Below are 12016 nucleotides of genomic sequence, written 5' to 3' on the forward strand. Positions count from 1 at the left end.
CGAGTTCTTTCCGCTACCTAGGGCATTTTCTATGACCGAAATGCCCTATTTGTACTGGGCTTTTTTATACACTAGCACTGGGGTGAATAGTTACCGATGCGTTATGGAAGCAATGGCATCTAGAAAACCTTTAGTTGTAACAAATATCAGGGGATCAAGAGATTTGGTAAAACATGGAGTAAATGGGTTTGTAGTCGACTTAGAAAATGATCAATCTTTAATCGAGTCATTTGTAAAGTTAATTAACGATAAAAAACTACGTGAGCAAATGGGACAAGCCTCTTTAAATGAGATTCAACCTTATAGCTTAAAAAATGTTCTTCATGAAATGCGTGGAATTTATTCTCGATTTATTGAAGGGAATGATCTTAATTTTACGGAGGAACTCAAATGACCATCCTTGTAACAGGTGGCGCTGGTTATATCGGTAGCCATACTTGTGTCGAATTGTTGAATGCAGGATATGATATTATTGTGGTAGATTCATTTGTAAACAGTAAGCCGGAAGCGTTAAAAAGAGTTAGTGAGATTACAGGAAAAGAGTTTCTTGTGTATCACATTGACTTACTGGAAAAGAAGCAGCTTGTAGAAGTATTTTCTAATCATTCGATTAATGCGGTGATTCACTTTGCTGGGTTGAAGGCTGTAGGGGAGTCGGTAGCGATTCCGCTTCGTTATTATCATAATAACATTACTGGCACACTAGTGTTGTGCGAAGTGATGCAAAAATACGGTGTGAAGAAAATGGTGTTCAGCTCTTCAGCGACTGTATACGGAACGCCGGAGCGTGTGCCGATTTCTGAAGATTTCCCACTTCAAGCAACAAACCCATATGGAAGAACGAAGCTGATGATTGAGGAAATTTTACGTGATTTATATGTATCTGACAATGAATGGAGTATTGCCCTTTTACGTTACTTTAATCCGATTGGGGCGCATTCAAGCGGGCGAATTGGTGAAGATCCGAACGGTATTCCGAACAACTTAATGCCTTATATTACACAAGTAGCAGTAGGAAAATTAAAAGAGCTTCGTGTGTTCGGCAATGACTATCCAACGGTAGATGGTACTGGAGTTCGCGATTATATTCATGTCGTTGATTTAGCAATCGGGCATGTGAAAGCATTGGAAAAAGTAATGAACACAACAGGAGTAGAGGCGTATAATCTCGGCACAGGGCGGGGATACAGCGTTCTTGAGCTCGTATCGGCATTTGAAAGGGTGACAGGTATCAAAATCCCGTACAAAATCGTCGGTCGTCGTCCAGGCGATGTAGCCATTTGTTATGCGGACCCTACTAAAGCCAGAGAAGAGCTAGGTTGGGTTGCCACGAGAGGGATTGAAGAAATGTGTCGCGATGCTTGGCGCTGGCAATCGAATAATCCAAATGGGTATGAAAGTGTGTTATTAAAAAAATAAACACATGATTTTAAAGAGAATAGCTGTATGATAAAAGTGAAAGAGCTTTTATAGTTTGGTTTGTTTGTCAGATTTAACTTTTAATCCAAAGAAACGAGGTGATAACTATATTAAAACGAAGTTTTGATTTCGTCGTTTCTCTTATTGCTTTAATCATATTATCACCTGTCATGTTGATAACTGCGATACTTGTTCGCTATAAATTAGGCTCTCCCGTTATCTTTAAACAACAACGTCCCGGGTTGCATGGCAAACCTTTTTATTTGTATAAATTTCGCACAATGACAGAGGAACGAGATGAAAAAGGAGAGCTATTACCGGATCATCTAAGACTAACTCCGTTTGGGCAGTTTCTTCGGAAGTATAGTCTCGATGAGTTGCCACAGCTGTTTAATGTGTTAAAAGGGGATATTAGCCTAGTAGGACCTAGGCCGTTGCTAATGGAGTATTTAGAGCTGTATACACCAGAACAAGCCCGTCGTCATGAAGTAAAACCAGGCATTACTGGTTGGGCACAAGTGAATGGACGCAATGCGATTTCATGGGAAGAGAAGTTTGAATTAGACGTTTGGTATGTGGACCATCAATCGTTTTGGCTCGATTTAAAGATTCTTTTTCTTACCGTGATTAAAGTACTTAAATCCGAAGGCATCAGTCATGAGGGACATGTTACCATGGAAAAATTCACTGGCACTAAAAATGCAAAAAAGAGTGGATGATGTAGATGAATCCGATTGTCGTCATCGGCGAAGGTGGCCATAGCAAGGTAATTCAAGATATCATTTTTGCGGTGGGAGGCTACCAAATTATTGCGATTTTAGACGATAAATATAAAGATGTTTATAATAGGGATGGAGTATTATATGGTCCGATTTCTGTCGTTTTGAGCATTATAAATAGAGATCGGAATACGAAGTTGATTATCGCTATCGGAAACAATCAAGTACGCGCCGAAATAGTAAAGCGGATTGGTGTTGATAATAAAAAGTTTGCTACATTAATTCATCCTTCCGCCATTATTAGCCCTTCTGCACGCATTGGAGAAGGAACTGTGATTATGCCGAATTGTGTGGTGAACGCAAATGCGGAAATCGGTAAACATGTCATTATCAATACAGGGGCGATTGTAGAACACGATAATCGTATAGGGGATTATGCCCATATTTCTCCTAACGCTACTTTAACAGGAAACGTTGCGGTTGGAGAAGGAACTCATATTGGTGCGTCTGCGACGATTATTCCGGGAATAAAAGTTGGTAAGTGGAGTGTTATTGGTGCGGGTTCAACGGTAATTCGGGATATACCAGATTTCAAAAAAGCAGTCGGATGTCCGACTAGACTGCTAGATTAGTGTTATAATTTTTTATTAAGGGAGATTATCAACTTTAGCATATAAGGATGATAGCGAATGACTAACAAATCTCGAATTTTCCTTTCCCCTCCCCACATGAGCGGGAACGAACAAAAGTACATCAATGAAGCGTTTGAAACAAACTGGATTGCTCCGCTTGGTCCGAATGTCGATGCGTTTGAAAAAGAGTTGGCGGAATATGTAGGTTCAAAAGGAGCGGCTGCGGTTAGTTCGGGGACAGCGGCGATTCATCTTGCGTTACGGTTGTTGAATGTCCAACAAGGGGATAAAGTTTTTTGTTCTTCGTTGACGTTTATCGCAAGTGCCAATCCGATTTTGTATCAAGGGGCGGAGCCTGTTTTTATCGATTCGGAGCCTGATACGTGGAATATGTCTCCGTTGGCGTTAGAAAGAGCGATGGAAGTAGCGAAGAAGGAAGGCAAGCTTCCAAAAGCGGTGATTGTTGTTAATTTATACGGCCAAAGCGCGAAGATGGATGAAATTTTAGAGATTTGCAATCATTATCAAGTGCCAGTGGTGGAAGATGCGGCGGAGTCGCTTGGTTCTACATATAAAGGGAAGAAAAGTGGTACGTTTGGGAAGTTCGGCATTTATTCGTTTAACGGAAACAAAATTATTACGACCTCTGGCGGTGGAATGTTGGTTTCCGATGATGTCGAAGCATTGCAAAAAGCTCGTTTTCTAGCGACTCAGGCTCGCGATCCGGCTCCGCATTATCAACATAGCCAAGTAGGATATAACTACCGCATGAGCAATATCGTCGCTGGAATCGGCCGGGCGCAGTTGGAAGTGTTGGACGAGCGGGTGAAAGCAAGACGGGCGATTTTTGACCGCTACGTGCAAGCGTTAGGGGATATCGAAGGTGTTCAGTTTATGCCTGAATTGGAAGGCACAATGTCCAACCGCTGGCTGACGACGTTGACGATCGACCAGCAAGCGCTTGGCGTGACGCCAATGGATATTATCAACGCGCTTGCTGAGGAAAATATCGAGGCAAGACCTGTATGGAAGCCGCTTCATCTGCAGCCTGTGTTTGGCGGGGTAACGTATTATCCGCATCAGGAAGGTCGGAGCGTTTCGGATGAATTGTTTGCCAATGGCATTTGTTTGCCGTCTGGTTCTAGCATGACCATCGACGAACAAAACCGGGTCATTGACGTCTTTGTCAAAACGATAAAGCGATAAATAACCGTTTGCAAGCCTCCTGTTGAAACCGTTCAGCGGGAGGCTTATTGCATTTTTACGTTGGGGGTGACTGTTGTGCCGAAGAAAAAGACTTTGCGATCAGAAACCGAGCGTTTCAAACATATATTAATCGAAGCGTATCAACGTGGGGAATTGTCCGCCAATATGACCGCAAAAGACATGGTTCGGGAGCTTGCTCATCAGTTAAAACAAATTTTTAAAGGGGATAATTATAAGTAGTATTGGGAGGTATGTATGCTATCCTTTCAACAGCTGCCAAAGTCCATGAAAAAAACGATTCGCTACATTCTTCAAGATGTCCAGTCGCTGGAGGAGTTGGAGTGGATGGAAAAATGATTTATATTCAAAAACGGAAGAAGGAACTGAATCGTTTCAACCGGGGAGGATGGCGCTTTTGGCGAATGTGGTTATTGACGCATGTGGGGGATTGCTTTATTCGTTTGTGCGAATTTATTTACGACGGATATGTTCTGAAATGTAAAATTACGAATTCCCTCTATGTTTTGCATCATGGTTATAGAGATCCTCTGCTTTCTCCTTCTAGCTATACCCGCTGCATCCATTTCATTGGTGAACTTCTCCATAACTACCCCATAGATGCTTCAAGATTGCTTTTTGTTATGTTCGCTTACGAGGAATCCTTTTTTACATAAAATTTCTTCATCAATCATTACAAAACTATGATATGGATTTGTTTTTGAGAAGAAGTTAACATGTGTGAAAAAGGAGAGAGTTGTAAAAACGTAAAATCTGTATTATAGATGTATGTGTAAAAGTAAATCTGGCTACTGGGGGAGATGATGCTAAATGGAGGCAAGTGAAAAAAAGATCAACGAGATACTGACGGAAAACAAAATTTATGAAATTCCTCCTTATCAACGGCCGTATTCTTGGGAGAAAAGCCATGCGCGCGAGTTGATAGAAGATATTTGCCAAGCTTATCAGCGTAATGACCCTGAATACTTTATCGGATCGATTATTACGATTGAAAAAGAACGCAACCGCCGTTATGAAGTCGTAGACGGCCAGCAGCGGTTAACGACTTTAAATATTATTTTTGCGGTTATGAAGCAGTTGATCACGCATCCTTCTAGTGTAGAGGATATTCAAAAACGAATTATGCCGGTAAACCCTTATACGGATGAACCGGAGCAGCCTCGCCTGATAGTCAGAAAGCAAGATCAAGCATTTTTCCAGAAGTATATCCTCATGGGGGAAGATATAAGCTCTGCACAAGAAATGAGTGAAACTCAAGCGAAGTTTTATGACAATATGCTTGAAATCAAACAAGTAGTTTCAGAATTCAGCGAAGTCGAGTTGCGGCGGTTGGTCAATTATATTTTAGAACATGTATATGTTGTCTTTGTGGTCACCGATAACTTTACCTCCGCCTACCGGCTTTTTAATGTCTTAAATGCGAGAGGAATGTCTCTTTCCAACGGGGATTTATTAAAAAACCGGCTGTTTGAATATTGTGAAAGCAAGCCTCTTGAGAGAAGCCGAGTGGAAGAATGTTGGAATGAACTGGAGAATATCGTTGGCATTCGGCAGCTGGATAATTTCTTAAGCCATTTGCGGACTTCGATCAAAGGGAACAAGCAGCAGGAAATTCTTTATCAAGAGTTTGATGAGATCCTTGAAGAATATAAAGAAGCTCCCGCTCGTTTCGCTGAATTTCTCCTGCGCTCGGCTCATCATTATGAAAAAATTATGGAAAACGATTTCGATAATCATCTTAAGACGCAAAAACTCATCTCTTCCCTCCATCGGGTTGCTCATGATGAGTGGATACCTCCTGTGCTTGCGTTTCTAAATAAACCGGTGCCGGATATGGAATTCGCTGATTTTGTTGAATTAATGGAAAAAATCACGTACCAAAACTGGGTTCGCCGGCTTGGCAAAACAAAACGAAATACGGTTTATTATCAAGTGATTAATTTGATCAATAAAGGATGTTCAGCGGATGAACTGATTGAAACGGTTAAAAAATATGCGGATAATAAAGAATTTGAACAATTGATACGTGCGGATATTTACCATTCTCCTGCTGTAAAAGCAATACTCCTTCGCTTGGAACAAGAAAGCCAAGATCAGAGCGTGGTAAAACAATTCCATGGACGAATTACGGTGGAGCACATCCTTCCGCAAAAGCTAAAAGATGAATATTGGATCCAACGTTTCACGCCTGATGTTCATCAAGAATTGGTTCATAAGCTTGGAAATTTGACTTTATTGAGCGGTGTGAAAAATTCTGCTGCACAATACTATTCATTTGACCGTAAAAAGGAAATTTACGAAAAACGAAACAAAAAAGTATCGTTTGATCTTACGAAAGAAATATTAGAGGAAAAGGAATGGACAAAGAATCAGATTCTCTCAAGACAAGAAAAACTGGTGAAAAAGGCGATGGAAATTTGGGGAATTCAATAGGGATTATGCCTGTTGTTTCTTGAATGTAGCTACTGTTGTCTATGAAGTTCCGACTGTTAATTGGTTGTCGTAAATACAAATTTTTATAATCGATTCTGAATATAAAGTGATGGTGTTGGGTTACAGTTCCAATTTGTAGATTGTTCGTAATCATATCTCTATTGCCATACAAAAATCAAATTCAGATGTTGATACGATAGGGTGATCAACAATGGTTTATAAAGCTTTGCTTATAGCAGTAGACCAATATTTAAATACTTCCCCTCTTCCTAATACAGTTAATGATGTTAGTGAAATAAAAAGATTGTTGTTAGAACCTCCGTCGTTTTTTAAAAAAGAAAATGTAGAGGTGTTTCAAGGGAACATTGCAAAGCGGGATATATTACACTCCGCTTTAACGTCCTTTTTTGAAGATGCTTCTCCAAATGATATATTATTTCTTTTTTGGGCAGGTCATGGCTTTTTGCATAATAATGAAGGTTATTTTGTTCCTTTCGATGGCGATGCTTATAATCCAGAAGATTCCATGATTAAAATGACAGATGTAAGAGATTTGATTGATCATACTATTGCTAGTACTGTACTGGCGTTTTTTGATACTTGTCATAGTGGTGCCATTGCAAGAAATATACAACATGAAATGGTAAGAGGCCTAGAGGTAAAAGGGTCGGGGAAAGTATTGATCGCTGCATGTACGTCAAATCAATGGGCGTGGGACAGAAATGGCCACGGTGCTTTTACGGATTATCTCATTAGAGGGTTGGAAGGCGAAGCTGCTGATGCAAACGGTGAGATTGATGTATATAATTTGTACTCCTATGTAAGCAAAAAAGTTGCTGAAGAGTTTAAGGATCAAACACCTGTAATGAAAAGCACCCTCACAGGGAAACCGTTATTATTAAAAAGAGTAGTGAAAAGAGAAGGTCAAAGTTTCGGAACGAGTCCAGCTATTGAAACGAAAATCGTAAATTCTTCAGGAGCGTATTTTTGGTTAGGTGATTTAACTTGCGAATATGACGAATACCGTGAACCAAAAGCAGGCACATATGAATTGGTATTGAAGAATCCTGATAGCAAAACGGAAAGAACGTTAAAATTGATGCAACAAAATAGCGGTCAATATGCTCTTTCAGTCCGAAATTTTGCTGATATGGTTACGATTGAAAATATTCGTGTTGAATCCCAAAAGGAGGATACAACAGTTACTATAACCCTAGTAAGTTTGGGGGACTACAGTTCATTTACCTTTCCTGAAATGTCTATCAATTTGATGGGAAAAAGATTATCAGCGGATGATATTGCTATGTTGCGAGTAAGGAGAATATTATTTGGTGAAGAATTACCTCGGTATGATCATTCTTCCGTATTGTTAGAAAGTATGATTATAAACCCCTCTAATGCAAAGATACAAGTGATTTCAAACCTTTTGCGTATCTTGAAAGAAAAAGGTTACACTATGGAACAGATCCGAGGAAAAGTGGTAGAACAACTCATTTTAACTGGGACACTACAGGAAATTGAGGATTTAACATTTGTTGTTGAGAATGGGGTAATCAAAAAAGTGTGCCTCCAAGGTTATCGTCCAAAATATTACGCAAATGTGGAACCAACAAAAATAGAAATCAATGAATCAGTAAATATTTAAAAAATAGTTTCCAATCATATTGTCCTTTTTTGGTTTTTGATGACCGAAATTTTAAATCGTTACGCCGTAATTTTATGATGAATGATAAATTTGCATCATTTAGTGTTAAAATACATAGTAAGATTGTACGAAAAAGGAACGATTAGCATTGTTGAGAGATGTCAGTAAGTGGGAACGAGTCGGGTATGGTAGAAAAAGTACACTGGAGAAAGAGGAATTGATATCTCCAGAGAAAATACATTATCTTATAAAATACCCGCGGCAGTTTAAAGAAGGAGTTTCTTGGGAGGATATTACAGAACTAATTGCCGCTGAAATTGGAGCTATATTTGGTTTAGAAATGATGAGTGTTGAGATTGTAACCAGAAACGGTAGAAGAGGATGTCTTCTACGAAATTTTGTAAAGGAATATGATGCAAAAATGACTGAAGAAGGTGGAGTTTTATTATCAGCGCTAGTCGACGATTATAAGGAGCTCCAAGAATCCTCGTTGAAGGACATGGAACTCATTGATGCTGGATTCAAAATAATGAAGAAATTTGTGTATTGGGAGACCATAAAATCAGAGTTTATAGATATGCAATTGTTTGATATTCTTATTGGCAATCAAGATAGGCACCCATTTAATTGGCAATTGCTATTTCTTGAAACAGGAGCAAAATTCTCTCCCATTTATGATAACGGTGCTTCTTTAGGGTTTCGATTTGAAGATGAAAAGCTGATACAAATGGTCTCGAATCCCCAAGAAATGAACAAATATACGGAAAAAACAAGGGTTAAGGCGGGTATATTTGAAAAGAAAAAGGTCAAAGCTAAAGACTTGTTAACATATATTAGTAAAAACTTTACAGATGAGTTTAATCAAAGTATCCAAAAGTTAGTTGAATTTGATTTAATAAGGTATTCTGATTTTATTCAATCATTAGATATTTTAAGCGAGGCACAAAAAGACTGGTTATTGAATATAGTGCCTTTTCGAAGAAAGAAAATATTGGAGTGGATTGGAAGGGATGATCAATAACATGAAAAAAGTTCATACACTTTTAGTGGTTTGGCAAAATCCTAAAACCCGTTCTTTTTATCATATAGGAACTCTTTCTCATTATGATGGCTATTATGAGTTCACTTACACCTATAATGCCTCTGGTCACGGAAAACTGAAAGATGCATTGAATAACGGGTATATGTTGCATCCGGCTTTCCCAGACCCAACTAAAATATATCGATCAAAGGAGCTGTTTCCGGCGTTTGAACGCCGATTGCCGTCACCAGATCGTGCGGATTTTAAAGCCATTTTGTCCGATTTAGGTCTGGATGAGAATTCCACTAAGATGGACTTGCTTCAACAAACACGTGGGCGGTTAGCCAGCGACACTTATTCTTTTGAGCAACCGCTGCGTCTTGAAGACGATGGAAAGCTGTGTGTCAGCTTTTTTGTTCATGGCATGCGCTATCAAAATCTTCCTCAAAATTGGGCAACATGGCTAGCCATTAACGAAACGTTGAAATTAGTACAAGAACCAACAAACACTTATGATCCCCATGCTGTTGCTATCTATACTCACGGAGGGAAGAAGCTTGGATATGTTCCAGCCTTTTATAGTAAGGCCGTCTTTTCCTTGTTAGAAAATGGAGCGAACCCTTCTGTTCGTGTTGTGTATATGAATGAAAAATCAACTCCTCATTGGTGGCTGAAAGTAGCCTTTGAGTGCGAGATTCCTTCTTTCCAAGGTGCAACATTGGATGAATTAGCCCCTGTTATGGGATAATACCTGCCGTGCTTCGAAGTTTGTCAAAGATTTAACATTAGCAGGGATGGCTTGATCCATTGCCATGGCTATTTATAACCCTCGGCAACGGCTTAGGCTATTCCGCCAACGAAGTCGTTGAAACAGATGAAAAAGGGACCAGTCGCAAAGCCGTCATGGAATCCAACGACTGACTGAGCGCTCCGACGTGCTTTGTCGCCTCATCGGAGAAGATGGATAAGGAAACTGGACTGAGAAGCGGAATATTCGCTTGAAGAAATTATTGCAAGCGCATAGAAATGGCATAGTGGAAAGGTGAAGGAAATACAAAGGCCTCCTGCTGAATGAGTGTTGTCAGCGGGAGGCTGAATTGCCCGTCTTCATCAATCAATCATTGTTAAAATCTAATCTTTTAGATCAATAATGCGCAAATGTTTTGGGGACGAATCGGTGCCAGTTATAATCATCGGCACTAGCGAATCTTGTTTATGAAGCCCCCCGTGGCTTGCTCCTCCAACATGAGTTGGAGAGCCTTCACCGATAAATTCAAATCCCGGTTTAGCACTTGCAACAAGATAATTTCCTCCATGAGAAGTCAGCGAGCTGTACAATCGGGCCAGTGCATCCGGATATTCATCATAAAAAATCTTATTGTTCTTTACCGTAAGATTCAAAACGCCTGCATCTCCTGCTAGATCCCACGATTGTTCATACTCATCCACCAATGGCCCATTCGGTTTAAAAATGAGTCTTCCCGGCCGAACTCCAGATATGACGTGCACGGATTCTTTTTCCATCCAGGCAATGACATCCACTCTGTCGTCTTTTTGCAGCGTTTTCGCGATATCCGGAAGTGGCGCTCACCACCCGAAATTTGTCGAAATATTGGTAATTGAAAGATAAAGGGGAGGGTATTACAATGATGGGTGAGAACTAATGTTCTGTGATTGGGAGGGATGGATGAGTGACGGTGAAGATTTTAAGCATTGGGTTGAGGGGGTTAGAAGGGTATCGGGTGCAGGTGGAGGTGCAGGAGGTGCCTGGGATTGCGGCGATGGTGATTGTTGGGTTGCCGGATGCGTCGGTGAAAGAGGCAAAGGAACGTGTTCTTGCTTCGCTTTATGCTTTCGGATGCGACTTTTTTGATAAAAGGCTTGTTGTTCATTTGTCTCCGCCGGAGCGGAAAAAGCATAGCCCGATGTTTGATTTGGCGATGGCGATTGGGATTTTGAAGGCAATGGGCAAGCTGACAGCGCCGGTTTCCCCGGATGCAGCGTTTTTAGGTTCGTTATCGTTGGATGGAGCGATTCAGCCGGTGGATGGCATGCTTCCAGCGATATTGGCAGCAAAGAAGCTCGGTTTTCAAAAAGTATACCTTCCGTATGATCCCGCACTTCCGCTTCATCATTTGAAAGATCTCGATTGTATCTTTGTTCAGACATTGGAAGAAGCGGTGCAATATCTGCAAGGACAACGTGTTCTTTCGTTACCCCCAGCTTTTCGCACTCCTGAAATCATAGACTCCCCGCGAAAGCATCATCGGGATTTTCAATCGATTATTGGCCATCATCAAGCAAAGCGAGCATTGGAGATCGCAGCGGCAGGCGGACATAACGTGTTAATGGTTGGACCGCCTGGGTGCGGGAAAAGTTTGTTGGCGGAAACGTTTCCGACGATTTTGCCGAGCCTTACTCATGATGCACAGTTAGAGGTGATCAGTTTGTACCAGCTGGCAGGGGAAAAAATCGAGAGTGGCCATCCGCCTTTTCGTCATCCGCATCATTCCGCTTCATCGGTTTCTTTAATTGGCGGGGGAACGCACCCAAAGCCTGGCGAAGTGTCGCTGGCACATCGCGGTGTTTTGTTTCTCGATGAAATGGCGGAATTTGCGAAAAAGACGCTGGATATGCTTCGCCAGCCGTTAGAGACGGGGAAAGTGACGATTAGCCGTATTTCGTCGACGGTGACATATCCCGCGGACTTTATTTTGCTTGGGGCGATGAATCCGTGTCCGTGTGGATATTTAGGCTCAAGAACGCGCTATTGCACATGCAGTCCGAAACAAATTCAAGCGTATCGAAATCGTGTTTCCGGGCCGATTTATCTTAATTAGGCGAGAAGACTCCCACTTCAACGAAGCGAAGCGGAGTAAGTGGGAGATGAATCGCCTTAACTATATTTTGCTGAAAATAGGAT

General features: G+C 40.9%; 10 protein-coding genes and 2 pseudogenes. 11 read left to right on the forward strand and 1 reads right to left on the reverse strand.

Going from position 1 to position 12016, the window contains the following annotated elements; all coding sequences use genetic code 11:
• The 10 genes from CV945_RS15040 to CV945_RS15085 all read left to right on the forward strand — a co-directional run.
• Positions 1-394, forward strand: a 394-nt coding sequence (locus tag CV945_RS15040) for a glycosyltransferase (RefSeq protein WP_157807540.1), incomplete at its 5' end; no start/stop codon positions are given.
• The gene (galE, locus tag CV945_RS15045; RefSeq protein ID WP_100660086.1) at positions 391-1419 is read left to right on the forward strand and encodes a UDP-glucose 4-epimerase GalE; all 1029 of its coding nucleotides are present in this window, start codon (positions 391-393) and stop codon (positions 1417-1419) included. The genes CV945_RS15040 and galE, both read left to right, overlap by 4 nt.
• 101 nt (positions 1420-1520) lie before the next feature.
• A complete protein-coding gene (locus CV945_RS15050) occupies positions 1521-2138 on the forward strand; it encodes a sugar transferase (RefSeq protein WP_198518524.1) in 618 nt (205 codons plus the stop codon).
• Between the two features lie 5 nt (positions 2139-2143).
• Positions 2144-2770 carry an acetyltransferase gene (locus CV945_RS15055; RefSeq protein ID WP_069304547.1) on the forward strand — a complete coding sequence of 209 codons (627 nt, stop codon included), beginning with the start codon at positions 2144-2146 and terminating at the stop codon, positions 2768-2770.
• A gap of 57 nt (positions 2771-2827) precedes the next feature.
• Positions 2828-3976: a DegT/DnrJ/EryC1/StrS family aminotransferase gene (locus CV945_RS15060; RefSeq protein ID WP_069304546.1), complete on the forward strand. Its 1149-nt coding sequence runs from the start codon at positions 2828-2830 to the stop codon at positions 3974-3976.
• Positions 3977-4051: 75 nt separating this feature from the next.
• Positions 4052-4216 (forward strand): YwzD family small protein, encoded by a 165-nt coding sequence (locus CV945_RS17345; RefSeq protein ID WP_197501139.1) that lies wholly within the window; start codon positions 4052-4054, stop codon positions 4214-4216.
• 588 nt (positions 4217-4804) lie between these two features.
• Complete coding sequence (locus CV945_RS15070; RefSeq protein WP_100660088.1) at positions 4805-6427, forward strand: DUF262 domain-containing protein; 1623 nt, start codon at positions 4805-4807, stop codon at positions 6425-6427.
• 211 nt (positions 6428-6638) lie between these two features.
• Positions 6639-8072: a caspase family protein gene (locus tag CV945_RS15075; RefSeq protein WP_014196910.1), complete on the forward strand. Its 1434-nt coding sequence runs from the start codon at positions 6639-6641 to the stop codon at positions 8070-8072.
• Between the two features lie 148 nt (positions 8073-8220).
• The gene (locus tag CV945_RS15080) at positions 8221-9093 is read left to right on the forward strand and encodes a HipA domain-containing protein (protein WP_014196909.1); all 873 of its coding nucleotides are present in this window, start codon (positions 8221-8223) and stop codon (positions 9091-9093) included.
• Between the two features lies 1 nt (position 9094).
• Entirely contained in the window at positions 9095-9841 is a 747-nt protein-coding gene (locus CV945_RS15085) for an HIRAN domain-containing protein (RefSeq protein ID WP_011232761.1), read from the forward strand.
• 383 nt (positions 9842-10224) lie between these two features.
• On the opposite strand, the pseudogene CV945_RS15090 reads toward CV945_RS15085, so the two are convergent.
• A pseudogene (locus tag CV945_RS15090) lies at positions 10225-10680 on the reverse strand (alkaline phosphatase family protein); the annotation flags it as partial.
• A 104-nt stretch (positions 10681-10784) separates the two neighbouring features.
• Between CV945_RS15090 and CV945_RS15095 the strand changes: the two are divergent.
• Positions 10785-11924: pseudogene (locus CV945_RS15095) on the forward strand (YifB family Mg chelatase-like AAA ATPase); the annotation flags it as partial.
• Positions 11925-12016: the final 92 nt, after the last annotated feature.

The organism is Geobacillus sp. Manikaran-105 (assembly GCF_002809955.1).
In the GTDB taxonomy this organism is placed as follows: Bacteria; Bacillota; Bacilli; order Bacillales; family Anoxybacillaceae; genus Geobacillus; species Geobacillus thermophilus.

What these genes read in the sequence shown, in the direction of transcription:
- galE (WP_100660086.1), top strand. Translation starts at nt 391, where the DNA reads ATGACCATCCTTGTAACAGGTGGCGCTGGTTATATCGGTAGCCATACT.
- CV945_RS15055 (WP_069304547.1), top strand. Translation starts at nt 2,144, where the DNA reads ATGAATCCGATTGTCGTCATCGGCGAAGGTGGCCATAGCAAGGTAATT.
- CV945_RS15060 (WP_069304546.1), top strand. Translation starts at nt 2,828, where the DNA reads ATGACTAACAAATCTCGAATTTTCCTTTCCCCTCCCCACATGAGCGGG.
- CV945_RS15070 (WP_100660088.1), top strand. Translation starts at nt 4,805, where the DNA reads ATGGAGGCAAGTGAAAAAAAGATCAACGAGATACTGACGGAAAACAAA.
- CV945_RS15075 (WP_014196910.1), top strand. Translation starts at nt 6,639, where the DNA reads ATGGTTTATAAAGCTTTGCTTATAGCAGTAGACCAATATTTAAATACT.
- CV945_RS15085 (WP_011232761.1), top strand. Translation starts at nt 9,095, where the DNA reads ATGAAAAAAGTTCATACACTTTTAGTGGTTTGGCAAAATCCTAAAACC.